Origin of the sequence: Arthrobacter sp. zg.Y820 (genome assembly GCF_030125555.1) — a bacterium.
Classification (GTDB): Bacteria; Actinomycetota; Actinomycetes; order Actinomycetales; family Micrococcaceae; genus Arthrobacter_B.
Genome location: NZ_JASKLX010000018.1, coordinates 16906 through 35844, shown reverse-complemented (window position 1 = coordinate 35844; position 18939 = coordinate 16906). Strand labels below are relative to the sequence as shown.

General features: G+C 66.5%; 21 protein-coding genes. 11 read left to right on the top strand and 10 right to left on the bottom strand.

Features of this window, described 5'->3' with window-relative positions:
* Positions 1-12 precede the first annotated feature (12 nt).
* Positions 13-378, top strand: a complete 366-nt coding sequence (locus QNN99_RS17280) for a DoxX family protein (protein WP_229968441.1) — start codon at positions 13-15, stop codon at positions 376-378.
* A gap of 111 nt (positions 379-489) precedes the next feature.
* Positions 490-1449, top strand: coding sequence for a hypothetical protein (locus tag QNN99_RS17275; RefSeq protein ID WP_229968440.1), 960 nt, complete (start codon positions 490-492; stop codon positions 1447-1449).
* A gap of 138 nt (positions 1450-1587) precedes the next feature.
* Here the strand turns inward: QNN99_RS17275 and QNN99_RS17270 are convergent, their stop codons facing one another.
* Entirely contained in the window at positions 1588-3210 is a 1623-nt protein-coding gene (locus QNN99_RS17270; RefSeq protein ID WP_229968438.1) for an HNH endonuclease signature motif containing protein, read from the bottom strand.
* Between the two features lie 698 nt (positions 3211-3908).
* Between QNN99_RS17270 and QNN99_RS17265 the strand changes: the two genes are divergently transcribed.
* The 4 genes from QNN99_RS17265 (at position 3909) to QNN99_RS17250 (ending at position 7340) form a co-directional block, all read left to right on the top strand.
* Complete coding sequence (locus QNN99_RS17265; protein WP_229968436.1) at positions 3909-4199, top strand: DUF1540 domain-containing protein; 291 nt, start codon at positions 3909-3911, stop codon at positions 4197-4199.
* Positions 4200-4269: 70 nt separating this feature from the next.
* The gene (locus QNN99_RS17260) at positions 4270-5883 is read left to right on the top strand and encodes an AMP-binding protein (protein ID WP_229968434.1); all 1614 of its coding nucleotides are present in this window, start codon (positions 4270-4272) and stop codon (positions 5881-5883) included.
* Between the two features lie 97 nt (positions 5884-5980).
* Positions 5981-6895, top strand: a complete 915-nt coding sequence (locus QNN99_RS17255) for an HNH endonuclease (RefSeq protein ID WP_229968432.1) — start codon at positions 5981-5983, stop codon at positions 6893-6895.
* A 61-nt stretch (positions 6896-6956) separates the two neighbouring features.
* A complete protein-coding gene (locus QNN99_RS17250) occupies positions 6957-7340 on the top strand; it encodes an RNA-binding S4 domain-containing protein (protein WP_229968430.1) in 384 nt (127 codons plus the stop codon).
* Between the two features lie 72 nt (positions 7341-7412).
* Here the strand turns inward: QNN99_RS17250 and QNN99_RS17245 are convergent, their stop codons facing one another.
* From QNN99_RS17245 to QNN99_RS17230, 4 genes are all read right to left on the bottom strand, one after another.
* Complete coding sequence (locus tag QNN99_RS17245) at positions 7413-8720, bottom strand: MFS transporter (RefSeq protein WP_229968428.1); 1308 nt, start codon at positions 8718-8720, stop codon at positions 7413-7415.
* 65 nt (positions 8721-8785) lie between these two features.
* On the bottom strand, positions 8786-10315 hold the full coding sequence (gene scpC, locus QNN99_RS17240; RefSeq protein WP_229968426.1) for a succinyl-CoA:acetate CoA-transferase ScpC: 1530 nt from the start codon (positions 10313-10315) through the stop codon (positions 8786-8788).
* 67 nt (positions 10316-10382) lie between these two features.
* Positions 10383-10751 carry a DUF4282 domain-containing protein gene (locus QNN99_RS17235; RefSeq protein ID WP_229968424.1) on the bottom strand — a complete coding sequence of 123 codons (369 nt, stop codon included), beginning with the start codon at positions 10749-10751 and terminating at the stop codon, positions 10383-10385.
* A 130-nt stretch (positions 10752-10881) separates the two neighbouring features.
* The gene (locus QNN99_RS17230; RefSeq protein WP_229968423.1) at positions 10882-11049 is read right to left on the bottom strand and encodes a hypothetical protein; all 168 of its coding nucleotides are present in this window, start codon (positions 11047-11049) and stop codon (positions 10882-10884) included.
* A gap of 75 nt (positions 11050-11124) precedes the next feature.
* On the opposite strand from QNN99_RS17230, the gene QNN99_RS17225 reads away from it, so the two are divergent.
* The 3 genes from QNN99_RS17225 (at position 11125) to QNN99_RS17215 (ending at position 13183) form a co-directional block, all read left to right on the top strand.
* Positions 11125-11961, top strand: a complete 837-nt coding sequence (locus QNN99_RS17225) for a DUF1684 domain-containing protein (RefSeq protein ID WP_229968404.1) — start codon at positions 11125-11127, stop codon at positions 11959-11961.
* Positions 11958-12650: a bifunctional 4-hydroxy-2-oxoglutarate aldolase/2-dehydro-3-deoxy-phosphogluconate aldolase gene (locus QNN99_RS17220; protein WP_229968402.1), complete on the top strand. Its 693-nt coding sequence runs from the start codon at positions 11958-11960 to the stop codon at positions 12648-12650. Before QNN99_RS17225 ends, QNN99_RS17220 begins: the two co-directional genes overlap by 4 nt.
* A 71-nt stretch (positions 12651-12721) precedes the next feature.
* Positions 12722-13183, top strand: a complete 462-nt coding sequence (locus QNN99_RS17215; protein WP_229968400.1) for a GatB/YqeY domain-containing protein — start codon at positions 12722-12724, stop codon at positions 13181-13183.
* A gap of 40 nt (positions 13184-13223) precedes the next feature.
* Here QNN99_RS17215 and QNN99_RS17210 read toward each other — a convergent pair whose 3' ends face one another.
* A complete protein-coding gene (locus QNN99_RS17210) occupies positions 13224-13883 on the bottom strand; it encodes an aminoacyl-tRNA hydrolase (protein WP_229968398.1) in 660 nt (219 codons plus the stop codon).
* Positions 13884-14074: 191 nt separating this feature from the next.
* Between QNN99_RS17210 and QNN99_RS17205 the strand changes: the two genes are divergently transcribed.
* Entirely contained in the window at positions 14075-14632 is a 558-nt protein-coding gene (locus QNN99_RS17205; RefSeq protein ID WP_229968396.1) for a dihydrofolate reductase family protein, read from the top strand.
* Positions 14633-14696: 64 nt separating this feature from the next.
* Here the strand turns inward: QNN99_RS17205 and QNN99_RS17200 are convergent, their stop codons facing one another.
* The gene (locus QNN99_RS17200; RefSeq protein WP_229968393.1) at positions 14697-15116 is read right to left on the bottom strand and encodes a hypothetical protein; all 420 of its coding nucleotides are present in this window, start codon (positions 15114-15116) and stop codon (positions 14697-14699) included.
* 135 nt (positions 15117-15251) lie between these two features.
* Between QNN99_RS17200 and QNN99_RS17195 the strand changes: the two genes are divergently transcribed.
* Positions 15252-15710: a hypothetical protein gene (locus tag QNN99_RS17195; RefSeq protein WP_229968391.1), complete on the top strand. Its 459-nt coding sequence runs from the start codon at positions 15252-15254 to the stop codon at positions 15708-15710.
* A gap of 12 nt (positions 15711-15722) precedes the next feature.
* Here the strand turns inward: QNN99_RS17195 and QNN99_RS17190 are convergent, their stop codons facing one another.
* Genes QNN99_RS17190 through QNN99_RS17180 form a run of 3 tightly spaced genes read right to left on the bottom strand, consistent with a single transcriptional unit; the run spans position 15723 to position 18861 of the window.
* Positions 15723-16802, bottom strand: a complete 1080-nt coding sequence (locus QNN99_RS17190; RefSeq protein WP_284016198.1) for a PLP-dependent cysteine synthase family protein — start codon at positions 16800-16802, stop codon at positions 15723-15725.
* Positions 16803-16807: 5 nt separating this feature from the next.
* Positions 16808-17767, bottom strand: coding sequence for an RNA polymerase sigma factor SigJ (gene sigJ / locus QNN99_RS17185; protein WP_229968389.1), 960 nt, complete (start codon positions 17765-17767; stop codon positions 16808-16810).
* On the bottom strand, positions 17698-18861 hold the full coding sequence (locus QNN99_RS17180) for an NAD(P)/FAD-dependent oxidoreductase (RefSeq protein WP_229968388.1): 1164 nt from the start codon (positions 18859-18861) through the stop codon (positions 17698-17700). Before QNN99_RS17180 ends, sigJ begins: the two co-directional genes overlap by 70 nt.
* Positions 18862-18939 lie beyond the last annotated feature (78 nt).

Below are 18939 nucleotides of genomic sequence, written 5' to 3'. Positions count from 1 at the left end.
CACCGCTCCCCCATGTCCCTTTTTCTCTGGATTCTGCAGATCGTTCTGGCCATCATGTTCATGGGAATTGGCGGGCAGCGGCTGACGCGCCCCGCCAGGCACTTGAGGAAATTGCCGTGGACAGACGGTTATCCGGTGGCCGCCATCCGCGCCCTTGGTGCAGTGGAGCTAACCGCGGGCGTGTTCCTCTTGCTTCCCGGATTCCTGGGCTGGACGCCCATCCTGACCACCGCCGCTGCCGCAGGCCTGGTGGTCCTCATGGCCTTGGCCGTAGCGATGCATCTGCGCCGGGAACAGCGCCAGGCCGCTGTCCTCCCGGCTATCCTTCTGGTGATGGCAGCCATAGTGGTGTGGGGCCGGCTGGCTCAAATGCTGTGAGCTCGTTTTGATGAGCCCTAAGGTTGTGGAGTCCTGCAATGGGGAGCCTTGAATGGGGAGCCATGGAAGGTGAGCGCGGGAAGGTAACCACGGAAAGATGAGCGGAGCGGGATGGCGGACAAGGCAGAGACCGTAGCGGAGCTGTATGCCCTCATGCCCGATGCCTTCACGGAAGCCCGCAACCAGCGCGCAGCCGCTGCGACCAAAGGCGGGGACAAGGAATTGGGTAAAGCCCTACGCACCCTGCCGAAACCCTCTGCCGGTGCGTGGCTGGTCAACATGCTGACCCTGCATCGTCCGGAGCTGGTCTCCGAGGTCCTCGAACTGGGCGCCGTCCTGCGGGAAGCGCAAACCGATATGGATCAGCAGCAGCTGCGCCAGCTCAGTGGTGAGCGCCAACGCCTGCTCCGGTCTGCCGCGCGGGAAGCCCGGAGTCTCGCCGAAGAATTGGGGCGTCCGGTCAGTGCCGCAGTGGGCGCGGAAGTGGAACAAACACTCTGGGCCGCGATGACCGATGCCGATGCTGCCGCCGCGGCAGCCAGCGGTCAGCTAGTTCGGGCGCTGGAAGCCAATGGCTGGGAACCGGTGCAGCTGGAGGGCGCCGTTGCGGACCCCTCCTCGGTTCGGCAGCTGACTGCCGGCGGAACGCCGCGGCAACCATCCACAACCGGAACCGGTGCTCGCGGCTCTGGGGCCGGGGATGGGGAAGGTGCTGAGGGTGGGGCCGGTAAAGGTTCTGCCGTGCAGGCGAGGAAGGAAAAAGCTGCGGCAGCCCGCGCACTTCGCGCGGCGCGGACATCATTGGCGGATGCAGAGCGGGACGCAGCGCAGGCTGAGGACGCTCTGAAGGCGGCCCAAGATGAGGTCGATGCTGTTGACGACCGCCGCGACGAGCTGACAGACGAAATTGACGAACTGCGTGAGCGGATCCGAGATCTCGAGCGTGAAGTGGCTGCCGTCGACCGCCGTGCGGGCACCCTCGAACGGGCACGCGATAGTGCCCGCCGCACAGCGCGTGCGGCCCGACGGGCCGTGGAGAAAGCCCAGGCCAAGCTGGAGGGTTTGGGCTAGCTCCAGAGAGGCCGGGCTCCAGGTCTGGAGCCCTGTACGGCTCCAGCCGCCAGCCCTGTCCTGCTGCAGCTGGCCCCCAGCCCTGCTGCATCTGGTTCCAGCTGCGAGCCCTTCCGAATCTCGATGAATCAGTTCGCCCTAGAAGGGCGGCGGGTCGTCTCCGTAGTCGTCCGGATCATCTGGAGCGCTTGGTCCGCCGGGAGCACTTGGAGCGCTTGGTCCGCCGGCATCATTGGCCCGTGATGGACCAATGCCCGCCGCGTTGCCTCCGCCATTCGCCTGACCGCTATTCGCGGTGATGTCCGGGCGCAATTGGCCGCCGTCATCGCTACAGGTTTCCCGGGACAGGCTCAGTTGCGGTTCCGTCCGGTAACACCTGCCGCCCGGCGAGGTCCACTCAATCACCCCGGGACGAGGCTGCCTGGCTTTCCAGAACCCTTCGGATTTGAACATGTGATGCCGCCGGCACAAATGCTCCAAATTGTCATGATCAGTCGGCCCGCCCTGCGCCCACGGTTTGGTGTGATCGATCTCGGAAATCACCGCATTGGTCCGGCACCCCGGGAACCGGCAGGTCCCGTCCCGCACCCGCAGGACCCGTTTCAATCCGTCGGGAACCTTCCGCCGTTTTCCCACGCGCAGGATCTCTTCGGTGTCCGGGTCGCGTTCCACCGGTGTCCATTTCATGGCCTCGCGGGCCATCCTCCGGGCCGTTTCGGGACTGATGGGCCCGTATCCGTTCAGTTCGGCTGGCTGGTCATCGGCTCCGAAGAGGGTTTCGGCGTTGATCAGCACCAGGATCTCCGTCCGAGCCCTGGGACCATGGCCAATACGGCAGGACCCGGACCCCTTGCCGGAGCCCTTGCCGGAACCAGTATCAGAACCTGATCCCTGGCCGGAGCCGGCATCTGGGCCAGAACGCTTGCCGGTGCCCGAACCCTTACCTTCGCCGCTGGCGCCCCTGCCGGAGCCGGATCCCTTACGACGGCCCTTACCCTTCTTACCCCCGGCACCCGCACCACCACCGTTGCTGCACTCGTCCCCGCACTCATGCTCGTGGCCGCCCAACAGATCCGCGAGGATGTCCGTGCGCAACTGATCCACCGTGCGTGTGTCCCCGGCGGCCTGCTCACCCCGGGCCGCAACACTGAGCTGAGTAAAAATGGCTTGGGCTTTCTCGGCAGGCAGCAACGCCGAAAGCCAGGACATCCCGTCCGGCTCCGGACGCACCCACACCGTCCGCTGCTCAAACGCCGTCAACTGCCGCTGCACGATGGTCTCCGGATAGTACTGCTCCCGCAGCCGGTGAGCCTTCACCCGGAACTGGGTTCTGGTCTGACCCGCCGCCAGACCCAGCAACTCCGCCTCGAACCCGGGCAGCTCGCCCGACACCACGCCCACACACTGCTCCACCAGGATCTCGACGTGACCGTAACTGATCTGCCCGGACTCCAACGCCTGCAGCGTGGCCGTGTTCCTGGTGCAGAGATCACCGGCCTGACTCATCAACGCCTTTCCGCTACCGGTGGGCACTCCCAGAATGGTTGCGGCTTCCTCCGCGGCGAGGCTGAACGCCATCTCCGCGTCCCGCAACCCGGTAACGGATAGCGTCTCGTCCTCGTAAACGGTCTGCAGCCGGGACAGGACCCGAGCCTGCTGCGCCTGCGCCCACCGGATCAAATGATCCAATCGCAACAAGGCCCCACCGACTTCAGCCTCGGTCAGGGACTCCACGTTCTGCAGGGCCAGGAACCCGGTCAACCCGTCCCGGTAACCGGTGTCGGACGGCCCCGGGGAATGGACAGGATGGACGGAATTATCAGAGGAGGCAGGGGCCAGAGAGCCACCGGATCCTTGAACTTCAGCTCCGTCACTGACAGCTGGATCAGTTCCGACAACGCCCGGCTCGGCAAGGAAAACCGACAGGCTGGAGTTTGCAGCCTGCCCATGTCCAGTGCCGGGAGTCCCGGTCGAAGATCCGTTCTGATCCATGACTTCAGACTTTCACCCGGCACTGACATTCCCGGTTCCAGAAGCGCCAAAACCACCCCAAAACAGGCCAAAACGGGCCCTTTTCAGGACTCACAAATACCCCACTTTTGCTGGCAACTACTGGCTGCGAAGACTGGATACCCGCTCGTGCAGGGGCAACTCATACATCCCAGACAAACCGGGCAGAACGGATGCCTCACCGACATGCTTCCCCGACGACGCCCACCGAACAGTGCCACCGAACAGTGCCACCGAAGAGGCCCATCAGAACAGCATGGACGAGTCGTCGAAGGAGGGGTCGAATCAGCCCGCCCGGGGAGCCTTCAGCACCCCTCGGCACGCCTCCCCCGACGTGCGCTGCGGCGTGGCAGACATCCGGAAATACGTGCAACATATTCGCCCTAATTATCGGCGGACAACGGTGGTACGTTCGAAATTCGACAGACATAACTCCCTCTGGAGGAATCATGACTGATCATGTAGCGCCCGTCAGCGATTGCGCCGTCCACAGCTGCGATTTCAACCACGACGGCTGCACCGCTTACGCCATCACAGTCGGCGGCACCCCCGACCACGCGAGCTGCTCCACCTTCATCGACACGGCTGAAACCGGAGGCCTGCCCAAGGTTCTTGCATCGGTCGGAGCCTGCCTGCGGAGCGAGTGCCGGCATAACGACCACCTCATGTGCAATGCCCACGATGTCAAAGTCGGCCCCGGTTCCGAGCTGGCGGACTGCCTAACCTACCAGCCCCGCTAGGCACAATGTGTGATCCAAGCCTCAAAAACCCTGTAGCGTTGGAGGCGATTAACCGCCTCAAAGGAGAACAATGCCAGGCTTGGATACCGCTTTGACACCGCTTCGCTTCCTCGAACGCGCGGCGCAGGTCCACCCGACAAAGACAGCGGTAATAGACGGCACCCGCCGCCTGACCTACCGGGAGTTTGCGGAAGCAGTAACCCGCACCGCGCACGCCCTGCTGGCCTCGGGCCTCCAGCCGGGAGGCCGGGCCGCGTTTCTCGGCACGAACTCCGCCGAGCTGCTGATAGCCCACTACGCCGTGCCCCTGGCCGGAGGTGTCCTCGTTCCGCTGAACACCCGGTTGTCTCCGCCCGAGGTCGCCTATATCTGCAACCATTCCGGCGCCACTTTGCTGTTCGGGGATCCGGACCTGCTGCTCGGCTTGGGCTCGCCCGAACTGAACACGGTCGAGGAGATTTTTTCCGTCCCCCTCCAGGACGGCGCCGCCGACACGGTGGAGGGCACGACGTCGTACGCTGATTTCCTCGACCGCGGCACCGACAGCCCGCTCCCCTGGGAAGTCGCGGACGAAAACACAGTCATCACGCTGAACTACACCTCCGGCACCACCGGGCGGCCCAAGGGCGTGATGTACACGCACCGCGGCGCGTACCTGAATTCGCTCGGCGAGCTGCATCACCAGGGGTTCGGCGCAGACACCGTTTATCTCTGGACCCTGCCGATGTTCCATTGCAACGGCTGGTGCACCACGTGGGCACTGACCGCAGCTTCCGGAACCCATGTCTGCCTGCGCGCGGTCCGCGGCCCGGAGATCTGGCGGTTGATCGACTCCTGCGGCGTGGACCACCTGGCCGGTGCCCCAACGGTCCTCAGCGCCATCGCCACGGCCGCGGAGGCTCATGAGTTGGCGCACCCGCTGACCATTGTGACTGCCGGGGCGCCGCCCAGCCCCACCATCATCACCAAGATCCACCAGCTCCGGGCCACGGTGGTGCATGTCTACGGGCTTACCGAGTCCTATGGTCCGTACGCGGTCTGCGAACCGCAGGCAGCTTGGGCGGAGCTCGACGGCGATGCCTTGGCCCGGAACATGGCGCGGCAGGGTGTGGGCATGCTGACCTCGGACCGGCTGCGCGTGGTCCGCGACGAGGTCGGGGCCTCCGGAGACCTGATTGATGTGGCGGACGACGGCGTGGAAATGGGCGAGATTGTCATGCGCGGAAATTCAGTGATGAAAGGCTATTACCGTGACGACGCCGGAACCGCCGATGCCTTCCGCGGCGGCTGGTTCCGCACAGGGGATCTCGGCGTCATGCACGCCGACGGTTATGTCCAGCTGCTGGACCGTTCCAAGGATGTGGTGGTCTCCGGCGGTGAGAACATCTCCACCATCGAAGTGGAACAGGCACTGGCCAGCCATCCCGCCGTCGCCGACGTGGCAGTGATCGGCGTTCCGGATGACCGCTGGGGCGAGCGGCCCAAGGCTTTCGTGGTCCTCGCACCGGGCCGGATGGTCACCGAGGAGGACCTCCTGTCCCATGTAAAGTCCCAGATCGCTTCCTACAAGGCACCGCGGTCAGTGGAGTTCATCATTGACCTGCCCAAGACATCCACCGGAAAAATCCGCAAGAATGAACTGCGGTCGCTGGAATGGGAGGGCCGGGAAGCACGCATCAACTGAGGACCGCCTGCTGGGGCGTCCTGCCGGCCGAGAGCGTTCGTCCACCCAGGATCCTCATCATCCGAGCCGCACGCAGAACAACAAACAAGGAGTTTTTATGGCAGCCGTCGTACTGGGCTGGAACCCTGCCACAGCGTTTGGCGCAGGGCCAGGACGTACGGACTACCGGATGGCGGCCTCCACCGTGCACCGCACCGGACTTTTTGGCACCAGGTGGCGTGTGGGGCGCGGACAGCGGCTGGATCCCGGAACAGACGTGTGGCTGTTCGCTCAGGGCCGGCACGGCCGAGGGCTGCTGGGACACGGCGTGGTTGCCTCCGCGCCCCAGCCCGGCGCGGCGCTGCCGGCCAGGCTGGGGCTCCTCGCGGGCATCGTCTTTGACCTGCTCCTGCCACCGGGGGATGCCCTGTCCGCGGACGAACTGCCGGCCAGCGTCCCGGAGCTGAACTGGAATGCCGTCCGCAGCACGGGCACCGTCGTGCCGCCCCAGGCCGAAGCACCGCTGCGTTCGACTTGGACCGCGTTCCTGCGCTCACGACCTGTTCCGCAGGAGTGGCTGGGAGCGGCGGACCCGACAATTCCCCTTCCGGGGAGCCTCCCCCAGGACAGCCTGCGCCAAGTCGCCGTCAACCGCTACGAACACGACCCCGACGCCGTGCGGCAGTGCGTCGCGTTCCACGGCACGTCGTGCTCAGCCTGCGGCTTGTCGATGGAACAGATCTACGGGCCACCCGGTGCCTCCTTCGTGCAGGTCCATCACATCGTTCCGCCGGCCTCCATCACCCCTGACTACACGCTGGATCCCGTGGCGGACCTGCTGCCGCTGTGTCCCAACTGTCATGCAATAGCTCACCGCGGGGTGCCTGATCCCTACACCCCGAACGAGCTGCGCCGGATGCTGGAATCCGCCGCGGGACCGCGGCCCGACCGTAATCCGATTCCGGGCTCCGTCCCCACCGCCGAGGAGCTGCGCGCCCAAGCGGACGCGGATCGCCTTCGGGACAACCGGTAAAGGACTGAAGAGATGAACCACCAGCAAAAGCACACGGCGCCATGACAGAATCGTTAGCGCCATGACCATTCCAGCCAGCACCTCAAAATCCGTCCGCGTGGATGCCTGGTTGTGGGCCATCAGGGCCTACAAGACCAGGTCCGCCGCCACTGCCGCCTGCCGGGCCGGCCATGTCCGGCTCAACGGCAACCCGGCCAAGGCCGCCCAGCCGGTGCAGCCGGGAGACACCATCCGGGTACGCCAGCCGGGTTTCGAAAGAATTCTGGAAGTCCGCCAGCTGATCGCCAAGCGGGTTGGGGCCGAGCCAGCCTCCCACTGCTTTACCGATCACACGCCGCCGCGGCCCGTGGGCCCTGCCCTGGGCGTTCCCCTGCGGGACCGGGGCGCGGGGCGCCCCACCAAGAAGGACCGCCGCGAGATCGACAGGCTGCGCGGGGACCGCTAAGCCTATTGGGCAGCTACGTCCTGCGCGGGGACTGCTAAGCCCCTTGGGCAGCTACGTCCTGCGCGGAGACCGCTAGGTCCCTTGGGCCGGATTCCGGCTCAGCTGGTCATCCACAAACCGCGGGGCCGCTGCGGCCACCCCGGCAGCGGCCATGGCCACCGAGAAGCCGATCAGGATGATAAGCGGCAGGGCCCAGCTTTCCGTCGCTGCGTGCAGGGCACCGATGGCAAACGGCCCAACGGCAGCCAGGAGGTAGCCCACCGGCTGGCAAAAACCGGAAAGTTCCGCCGTCACCCGCGGATCCCGGGAACGTCCCGTAATGAGGGCCAGCGCAGTCGGGAAGGCAAAACCGCCGGCACCGAGCAGCAGCGCCCACAGCCAGGGCACGGTGTCAGGGGCCAGCAGCAGACCGAGATAACCGGCTCCGGTGGCGGCGGCCAGCGCGGCGACATAAAAACGGAGACCCGGAGCCCGCGCCACGAGGGCGGGCATGATCAGGCCGCCGGGAATTCCCAGCGCGGCAATGATCGCCATCATGAAACCTGCCTGTGTCTGGCTGAGTCCGGCGTCCCGGTAGATCTGCGCCACCCAGCCAAACTGGACATAGGCGTTCATGGACTGCACGCCGAAATACACGCACAGCGCCACGGCAGTCCGCGACGAGGTCAGGCGCAGCCGGCCGCCGTCGGACGCCAACCCTGCAGTGCCGCCGTCGGGCGCGGACGCCAACCCTTCGGTGCCGCCGTCAGTGCCGGTGCTTTCGGTCCGCGAACGCCGGCCGCGGAACGCGATCACGGTCCACGGCACCACGGCAACCAGTGCCGTCGCACCCCAGACCCGGAGACTGACCTGCCAGCCGTCCGGCCCGCTCGCCGCCAGCGGAGCCGCGATCAGCAGCGGCAGTGTTGCGCCGACGGCCAAGGTGGTGCCGTAGACGGAGTTCAGCAAAGCGGTCCGCGTTCCCCCGTGCCGCTTGATGAACGCGGGAACAAGAATGTTGCCCACGGCCATGCCGGCAAAAGCCAGAGCCGTCAGCAGCAGGAACGGCACGGCTGAATCCACGACCGAGCGCAGCAGCAGACCCGCAGCGACAATCGCCACGCCCGCGGCAATGGTTCCGTTGAGTCCGGCCCGCCGGGCCAACGCAACGGCCAGGGCACCGACGACGGCGAAGGTCAGCCCGGGCAGCGCCGTCAGGACTCCGGCCAGCGCGGACCCCATCCCCAGCGCGGACTGCAGTTCCGCCAGCACCGGCCCGACCGACGTCGCGCCGGCCCGCAGGTTCAATGCGACAAGGACGACGACGGCGGCCGCGGCCCACAGTGTCAGGGGCGCCGCTGCTGCGCGGCGCCCGGCCCGCCGGTTTCTGCTTTCACTCATCTGAGCTTTCTAGCACGCGGGACGCAGATCCCGCGTGCCAGGTCAGCTCCCGGTTACACGTGCCGTCAGGCGGAGGCCGGTGTCTGGACGCGGCTGTCCCCGGTTTCCACGAACCGCTGGTGCCAGGACAGTGCTTCGTCGAGCAGGTGCGGGGTGTGCTTGCCGAAGCTCTCCCGGCAGGCCCGGTCGAAGTAGTCCTGCAGCAGGGGCTGGAAGTCCGGGTGTGCACACTTGTCGATGATGGTCCGCGCGCGCTGTTTGGGCGAGAGCCCGCGCAGGTCCGCGAGACCGCGTTCGGTGACAACCAGCATGGTGTCGTGCTCGGTGTGGTCCACATGGCTGACCATCGGCACGATGCCCGAGATTTTGCCGCCCTTGGCAGTGCTCGGGGACAGGAAGGCGGAGAGGAACCCGTTGCGGGCAAAGTCGCCGGAGCCGCCGATCCCGTTCATCATGGCGGTGCCAGCCACATGGGTGGAGTTCACGTTGCCGTAGAGGTCCGCCTCGATCATGCCGTTCATGGCGATGCAGCCGAGCCGGCGGATCAGTTCAGGATGGTTGGAGATCTCCTGGGTGCGCAGGATGATGCGCTTGCGGTAGAACTCGATGTTGGAGTTGAACTCTTCGATTCCGGCCGGGCTCAGCGAGAAGGAGGTGGCGGAGGCCACGCGGATCACGCCGTCGCGGATCAGGTGCAGCATCCCGTCCTGGATGACTTCGGTGTAGGCGGTCAGCCCGGTATAGCCGGAGGAGGCCAGCCCGCCGAGGACGGCGTTGGCGATGTTGCCGACACCGGACTGCAGCGGCAGCAGCTTGTCGGTCAGCCGGCCGGCCTTGATCTCGTCGCCGAAGAAATCGATCAGGTGGGCGGCGATCTGCTGGGAGGTTTCGTCCGGGGCGGCGAAGGGCGTCATCCGGTCCGGGGCATCGGTCTCGACGACGGCGATCACCTTGTCCGGGTCCAGCCGCAGGTAGGGCTCCCCGATCCGGTCATCCGGGTTGACCAGCATGATCGGCTTGCGGTGCGGCGGCAGTGCCGTTCCGTAGTAGACGTCGTGCATGCCGTCCATCTGGGCCGACTGCTGGACGTTGACCTCCAGGATGATCTTGTCCGCCTGTTCGATCCAGGTCTTGTTGTTGCCCACGGAGGAGGACGGAATGAGGGAGCCATCTTCGTTGATGCCAACGACCTCGATCACCGCCAGGTCCACGTGGCCGTAGAAGCCGAACCAGGTGTACTGGGCCACATGCCCGAGGTGGATGTCGATGTACTCGAGTTCGCCGTCGTTAATCCGCTTCCGCAGCGTCGGATCGGACTGGTACGGCAGCCGCAGTTCCATGCCGCCGGCCTTCGCGAGCACGCCGTCGAGCTCGGGAGCGGTGGAGGCGCCGGTAAGGACCTTGATCTGGAATTCCTCGCCGCGGGCATGCGCCTCTTCCATCTGCACGGCGAGAGCCTGGGGCACGGCCTTGGGATAGCCGGCTCCGGTGAAACCGCTCATCGCCACAGTCATGCCAGGTCTAATAAGCGCCGCTGCCTGCTCGGCAGACATTCTGCGCTGAAGCAGTCCTTCGTGGTGAATCCGGTCGTGCATGGTGGCCTTTCCTTAGATGGGACCAACCAACACTATCCGCTGTGTGCCACACCTCATATTCGGCGGGTCACGCCGTAGGCCGCAGCGGCGGAGCGGACAGGTAACGCTGCAGCGGCCCGCTGCCAAACATTGCCCCTTCGGCAGGCGCAGGCGCTGACGTCGAACCCATCAATTCCACGAGCTTCTCGGTATTCTCAGCAATCAAAATTGTGGCGATAATCCACTCGCAAACAATCCGCGTTCCAAGCAGCAGGAAAAGAACAAGAACAGGACCCAGGATCAGCACAATTGCGCCGGCCACGTAATTGTTCAGCAGCCCCACTATGAGCATCATCAGCCAAGCCACCGTGAGCAGCCCGGTGCACAGACCGTAATACAGCTTAATCAGGAGCGGCGCAGAAAAAGCCTTGAATGACGGATCAAGAAAATTGAGCATGCTCCCCCGGAAACATATGGTGATTAGTGTGAACCGTTCAACCTGAAATGGTGCAGTCCGGGTCCAGCCTAATCGCAATTGCGCCGCGGTAATTCTCTTTGGTGAAGTGATCCGTACGGTGTGATCGCGGTTACGGCGCCTGCCGGTCGTGCTGCTGGATCTGTTCCAGGACGCTTTCCAGCTCAGTGCTCAGCGCGGCGAGGCGGGAGGTACTGGTTTCGACGGCGAGAGCGGCCACGAGTTCCGTCTGACGGTTGCGGAGCTGGGCAAGTAAAGGCGCTGAATCGTGATTTTCCATGCCTCATCCTACAAACAGGCCCGCTAAACTGCCCAAGTCGGCCGTACAACCCAAATCCGTACAACAGGAGGAACCATGCGCAACCCCACGGATGAGGCTTTGGCAGAGTGGCGCCGCTTCCGCAGCGACCGTGACCGCGAGCTGGGGCAGGAGCACGGCTGGCTGACGCTGACATCACTGCACTGGCTGACGGCGGATCCTGCGCCGGTGGAACACGTCCCGGGGCTTTGGTCCGGCTCTGAGGCGAAAGCCGTGCTGTCGGCATCTGTGGAGGACGGACTCACCCTGGCAGCCGCGGGAACTCCGGTTGACGGTACCGTCACGGCAACGCTCGCCGACGAGGAATCGCTGCTGTGGGTCCGCTTCGGCGGCAGCGACGGCGGACAGGTTGTGGTGGAGCTGGCCCGGCGGGGCGGACGCTACGCGATTCGGACCCGTGATGCGGCATCGCCGGTGTTCACCGGATTCCGCGGAGTGCCCACCTTCGAGTTCCGCCCGGATCTGGTCGTCGATGCACGCTTCGACGCTTATCCCCGTCCGGTGGACGTTCCGATCCGGACCGCTTCCCCCGCCGTGGACGGAGTGCACCGGACGGTGGGTGAACTGGCTCTCCGGCTCCCCGGGGCAGAGAAGGAATACCGGCTGCAGCTGAGCGCCGACGGTCCGGACCGGCTGGAGCTCACCTTCCACGATCCGACCAACAACCAGAGCACCGCCGGTTGGCGCAAAGTCGCTTTCGCCGCGCCTCAGCCGGGAACGTCAGCGGTCACTGTGGATTTCAATCGTGCGGTGAACTATCCAAGCGCGTTCACGCCGTACGGCACCTGCCCCATGCCGGTGGGCAGCAACATCATCGGGGTACCCGTCGAAGCCGGGGAAAAACTGCCCGAGGCGCCTCCGGCTGGCCGATGAGCACCCCGGCCGCCCCGTTCAACTTCCGCCGGGTTCCCCTGAGCGGCGCCCTGCTGCGGACGCGGATTATTGCCGTCCTCCGCGCCCAGGATTCGAGCCGGATGAACGCAGCGGCAGACATTCTGGTGGCCAACGGCATCCGCTGCCTGGAAGTGGCAACGACCACCAAGGGAGCCCTCGACGCCGTCGAACGCCTCGCCGGACGGCTGCCGGCCGGAGTCGATGTCGGGTTGGGGACCGTGATGACGCCCGGTGAGGCACTGCGGGCGGCCGATGCCGGCGCACGGTTTATCGTCGCCCCGCACACCGCCACCGATGTCATCCATGCTGCCCGGAACCTGGGGCTGGCCAGCCATCCCGGCGCCCTGACCCCCAGCGAAATCCAGCTCGCTTGGCGGGCGGGGGCCAGCGCGGTCACGCTGTTTCCCGCCGGCCCCCTCGGAACGGCCTATCTTGCCGCCGTCCTGGCGCCGCTTCCGCACATTGATGTGATCCCCGCCGGTTCCCTCAGCCTCGCTGAAACGGCCGGCTGGCTTGCTGCGGGTGCCACAGCCGTCGGGCTCGGCGGATCCCTCCTGGGCGATGCGCTGTCCCCGGGCGGAGACCTGGATGCCCTGGCCGAACGGACCCGGCGGGTCTGCGCGGCCGCCGAAAGCGTTCCGCGCAGGGACGCGTCGGCAGAGCAGTGAGCGTCAACGCACGCTTCCGCGAGATCATGGAAGGAACACCAACGATGTTCTCCGATCGGAAATGAGACCCCATGACACTCAAAGAGCAGCTCCAGGCAGACGTAAAGGCCCACATGAAGGCGGGCAACCGCACCGCACTGATGACGGTGCGCAACGTGCTCGGTGAGATCGAGACCCGGGAGAAGTCAGGAAAGACGCCCGTGGAGCTCGACGACGTGCAGGTCCTTGCCCTGCTGCAGAAGGAAGCGGCCAAGCGGCGCGACACCGCCGGCATCTACCTCGACGCCGGCGAGAAGGAGCGCGCCACGGCCGAGATCACTGAGGCGGAAATCATCGAGGCGTACCTGCCCGCGCCGCTGACCGCCGCTGATGTCGAGACCATCGTGGACGACGTCATTACCGAGCTGAAAGCAGCCGGCACGGAACTGTCGATGCGCCAGATGGGTGCGGTTATGAAGCCCGTGACGGCCAAAGTGGCCGGACGCTTTGACGGCAAGGCCGTCAGCGAGATCGTCCGCAGCCGCCTCGCCTGACAGCCGCGCGCCTGACCTCCTACGCCCCCGGGGCCGCCGGCTACGTCGCGGGGGCCGCGGGGGCCACCGGGGCCGCCACAAACGCGGTGGCCGTATTGGGAGCGATCTCGGTCAGGCCGGCATCCACGATCAGCGGCCCCGCACCGGCAGCAGCGGCGAGCGCCGAAAAGTCGGCCCCGGCGGCTGGCCGGACCCTGGCCCGGCAGCCGCCGTCGCACCAGCTGATCCGCTCCTCCGTGGAAAGCGTCAGATACCAGGTGAGCAGCGCGTGGGCTGCCTGGGCGCCTGCCTTGCCCGTGGACATTTCCAAGTCCGCGTTCAGGACAATCACCGGAGCGTCCGCAGTGCCGGGGGCCGGCTCACCGTCGGGCAGTTGGGTGCCGGAGACCTGCAGCGCCCGCAGCGCCTTGGGCATCTCCTCGTAAGTTACCGGTTCAAAGGCGACGGCCTTTGCCTGGCCGACGACGACGGTCCCCGACGGCGCGTGGGCGGCCAGCTTCTCAAAGGCCTTCGGTCCGGCCCGGCGGACCGTCTTCGTGAACCGCCCAAACACCCAGTTTTCCCACGCGTCATCACTTTCCCGCCGCGCGTACGCGCTCACGCTGGCCGCTGCTGCCGCAGCCACGGCGTCAAGATGCGCGGCGGGGTCCTCCTTATCCACGAGCAGGACTATCGGCTGGACGGTGTCACTGGGTTGCATGGTTCTAGTTTTTCACGGTCCCGGCAGGCGTTTGGTCACGGCGCTCCTGCACGCGGCACCTGCCCTTCCGCCGGACGAGCCACTTATGGTCCCATTCAGGCAGGCCCCGCTCAGGCAAGGTTTGAGCCGGCGGACAAGGTTTGAGCCGGCGGACAAGCTGCCAATTCAACGGGTGAACGAAGGAGCACGGCATGGGCCAGCTGATCTATTCCGCCATCACCTCGCTGGACGGCTACGTGGCCGACGAGACCGGCAGTTTTGACTGGAGTGTTCCGGACGAGGAAGTCCACGCCTTCGTCAACGATCTGGAACGGAACTACGGCATCCACCTCTACGGACGGAGACTGTACGAGGTGTTGGTGGCGTGGGAAACCATGCCGCTTGCCGGCGAACCTGCCGTGCTGCAGGACTATGCCCGGATCTGGCAGGCCTCGGAAAAGGTGGTCTTCTCCCGGTCGCTGAGGGAGGTGGGCAGCGCCAACACCCGGTTGGAATCCGAATTCGATCCGGCCGCCGTGCGCCGCCTCAAAGCCGCTTCGGACCGGGATCTGGCGGTGGGCGGCCCAATGCTGGCCGGGCAGGCGCTCCGGGCGGGGCTGGTGGATGAGCTGCATCAGCTGCTCTCGCCCGTCGTCGTGGGCGGCGGCAAGGCCTTCCTGCCCGCAGGGCTGCGGCTGGACCTGAAGCTGCTCGACGAGCGGCGGTTCGGCAACGGCGTGGTATTCCTCCGCTACGCGGTACTGAACTGACGCCTGAACCGCTCCTTAACCGAGTGCTGACCGGGCGGCTGCCTGGCGGGGCGGCCGGACGGGGCTAAAGGCTGACGGCGGCCGTCATCTCGTTCACAAAGGCCTCGGTCTCGGCAGCGTTGCGGAAACCGTAGGACACCTCGCGGACCGCTTCCTCCCGGTTGGCCGGAACGGCGTGGTACTTCACGGCGTCGAAATTGCCGGGTTCGGTGACCGGCTCCACCAACGGCCGGTGATTCAGGTGCGAGAACTGGCGCAGTGTCGGGTCAATCCGCCACTCTGCGGTCTCGATCCAGAAGTGGTCCCCCATCCCTGAACTCCCGCTGGCCACCCGAATATCCTCAATGCCCGCACCCGACATCAGCCAGGCCAAAGTGAACGACGTCGGCGCACCCAGCCCGGATCCGTAGGGAATATGGCCCGCAGCCACCGCCGCCGACTGCTCTGCAAGGCGGGTGGCTTCCTGAAGGCTGAGTGATCGCATGCTTCCATGATCCCAGCCGGATGCACGGAGAACCTATTTGACGGTTTGACGGTGCGGAGGACCTCTTTGACGGGAGCTGCGCCCCCACGCTCATGAGCCCTGCCTCTCCGCCGCCGGCGGCGGTACCGTGGAACCATGACCGACCGCGAAACCCACCAGCGGCACAGTTCCCCTCCCCCAGGCCCCATCCCTGCCATCCCGTCCGGCAAGAAGGCCGACCCTGTCTGGTCGACCATGCGACGGGAGCACGGCCTCTACACCATTCTGGAAACCGCGCAGCGCCTCGGCTTCGGCTACGAGCCCAATCTCCGCGCCTCCCGGCTGACCGGAAGGGGCGGGATCCTGGCCGTGCGCCGCGGCCAGGAGGCCTTCCTCTATCCGGGATTCCAGTTCGACGAGCCCGGCGGCCGCATGCTCCCGGCGGTTCAGGACGTCATCCGATTGGGCCGCCGGATGGGCTGGACGGATGAGCAGGTGGCGCTGTGGTTTTACCTCCCGAACAAGGCGCTGCGGGGCAAGCGTCCCGTCGACTTCCGCGACGATGAGGAAAAGCTGATCGGCACCGCCGAAAAGGACATGGCGGGCGTGAGCTGATTCCCGCTCCTGCTAGGCCGGCCAGCGGCCGGTCTCGAAGAGCTCGGCCAGCACTGCCGTTGCCGGAGCGGGATCCAAGCCGCGGGCAGCCAGCCAGTCGTCGTCGCCGTAGGAGGCAGCGTACCGGTCCCCGGAATCGCACATCAGGGACACGATGCTTCCGGTCCGGCCCTCGGCTTCCATCTGGGCCGCCAACTGCCACACGCCCCAAAGGTTGGTGCCGGTGGAGGGCCCGGCAAACAGGCCGGCAAGGTCGAAGAGGTGCCGGGCCGCGGCCACCGAGGCTGCGTCGGGAACCCGGATCATGTGGTCGATGACAGCCGGCACAAAGCTGGGTTCCAGGCGCGGCCGGCCGATTCCCTCGATCCGGGAGGGGCCGCCGACGGCGGGCACCCCGGGATTCTGCCACGCCGGGTAGAACACCGAGTTTTCCGGATCCACCACTGCCAGCCGGGTGGCGTGGCGGTGATAGCGGATGTAGCGGCCGAGCGTTGCACTGGTGCCGCCGGTGCCGGCGCCCACGACGATCCACTCGGGCACCGGAGACTCCTCCAGGGCGAGCTGCCCGTAGATGGACTCCGCAATGTTGTTGTTCCCGCGCCAGTCGGTGGCCCGTTCCGCATAGGTGAACTGGTCCATGTAGTGGCCGCCGGTGCTGCGCGCAATCTCCTCGGCGGCCGCATAGACCTGCGACGGATCGTCAACGAAGTGGCACGACCCGTTGTACTGCTCGATCAGGGCGATTTTCTCCGCGCTGGTGGTGCGGGGCATGACGGCGATGAACGGCAGATCCAGCAGCTGCGCGAAGTAGGCCTCCGAGACCGCGGTGGAGCCGCTGGAGGCCTCCACGATGGTCATGCCGCGGGTGATCCAGCCGTTGACCAGGCCAAAGAGGAACAGGGACCGGGCGAGCCTGTGCTTGAGGCTGCCGGTGCGGTGCGTGGATTCGTCTTTGAGGTACACCTTTACCGACCAGCCGGCCGGAACCGGAATCTCAAACAGGTGGGTGTCAGCTGAACGGTTGCCTTCGGCCTCGATCCGCCGGATCGCGTCGTCTGACCAGCGGCGGTTCGGATCCTGGGAAATAGTCACCCGGTTCAGCCTACCGCGGGCCCCTGGAGGTGGACGAGCTTGTCCGGATTCCGCATCGAGTAAACGCCGCGGACCCGTTCCCCGGCCAGGCTGATCTGGAAGACAGTGGTGACGGTTCCCTCCTCCCGGAAGGCCACTGCCGGCAGCCCGTTGAGTTCCAGGAACTCCGGCACCGCACCGGCCGCGTACTTTGAGGCCAGCCCGAGCATCAGCCGGGCCACCTTCTCCGGCCCGTGCACCGGACGCAGCGCGGCGTTGGCCTTGCCGCCGCCGTCGGACAGCAGCACCACATCCGGGGCCAGCACATCCAGCAGCGCCTGAACGGAACCGGTCAGGGTGGCTTCCAGGAAGCGCCCGACGACGGCGCGGTGCTCGGCGGCGTCCGGCGCCGTGCGCGGCACTCCCGTCCGCACGCGTTCCCGTGCCCGGTGCACCAGCTGCCGCACGGCCGGCTGGCCGGCATCCAGTGCTTCGGCGATCTCCGGATAGCCGAAGCCGAAGACCTCGTGCAGGACGAAGGCGGCCCGTTCCGGTCCGCTCAGTGTCTGCAGCACCACCAGCATGGCCGTGGAAACCTCCGCGGCGGTCAGGGCTGCGGTCTCCGGATCGGAGGTGAACCCCGGCGCTCCGGCGCCGGGTCCGGTGGGGAGCGGCTCGGGCAGCCACTCCCCCGGATACTCCTCCCGCCGCCGGGCCGCCGACCGGAGGAGGTTCATTGCCTGCCGCGCAGCGATCCGCGCCAGGTATGCCCGCGGATTCTCCACCGGGCCCGGCACCGCGCGCCACCGCAGATAGGTTTCCTGCACCACGTCCTCGGCATCGGCGACCACACCGGTGATGTCGTAGGCGATCGTGAACACCATGCCCCGGTGGGTCAGGAAATTGGCGTCGCGGGTCAGGTCCGCGCCGCCGAGTCCATCGCTGCCGCCGCGGCCTCCCGCGTTGTGCTCGGGCCCTTGAGCCATGTGTACGCTCCGCTCCGTTTGGCTTCGCTGCGGATCCAGCGCAGCGTCATCCGGCAGATAATCTCCTTCAGGACCGCCGCCGTCCTGCCGTGCAAATGCAGGCGGAGCGGCGTGTCATCCGCGGCGACAAACTGGACCATGCCGTCGCTGCGGCCCAGACTAACGCACTGGCCGCCGAATCCGCTGTCGTGCAGGACTGCCGGCCGGCCATCCAGCGACCGAAGGATATTGGTGGCCGCGTCTGCGCCCATCGGCATCGCCGCTGCGCAGCTCATCCGCAGGTAGGCGTAACCGCTGCCGGTGATCACCGCAGCATCTCCGGCACCGTAGATCCGGTCCGCTCCGGGCACCCGCAGGGCCGGATCCACGCGCAGCCGGCCGGCATCGTCGACCGGCAGGCCGCTGACCGCCGCAAGGTCCGGAACACCAAAACCGGCGCTCCAAAGCACGACGGCGGCATCCAGGCTCGCGCGCATGTCGCCGATTGCCGAAACGGAGGTGCCGGTGTGCAGGTCCACTGAAGCGCGGCGCAGGCTCCGCTCCAGACCCTGCCTGGCCGGTGCCCCCAAGTGCGGGCCCGGCACACTCGAGGCGTGCAGGCTGACCCGCAGCTGAGGGTAGCCGCGGGCGATTTCCGCTGCCGTCTCGATGGCCGTAAGGCCGCCGCCCACCACCGCCACGTGTTCTCCCGGTGCCAGGGCTTCCAGTTCGGTGCGCGCCGCTGTCGCGCCTTCCAGCTGTTCAATTGCGAGCGCACCTTCCGGAACCCGCGCCGCGCCCGAGCCCACCGCGTACACCAGGTAGTCATACGGCAGCTGCCCGCCGCCGGCCAGCTGCACGGTCCGATCCGCGGTATGGATACGGACTGCGGCGTCCCGAACCTGGCGGATGGCCGGATGCAGCACCGATTCGAAGGTTACGGTGGGATCCTTGCGGGTGCCGGCGGTGTATTCGTGCAGCCTGATCCGCTCCACGAAGCGTTTTCCCGGGTTTACCAGGACGACGTCGAGCCCGGGCCTTGCCGCGGCGGCCAGCCGATTCGCCGCCAGGACTCCTGCATATCCGCCGCCTGCAACAACTGCTGTGGTGCGCATGACCTTCTCCTGTTTCCTCTCGCTGCCTCCGGCTCGATGCCGGCTTGCACATAGGACACCGGGCGAACCGGATTTGTG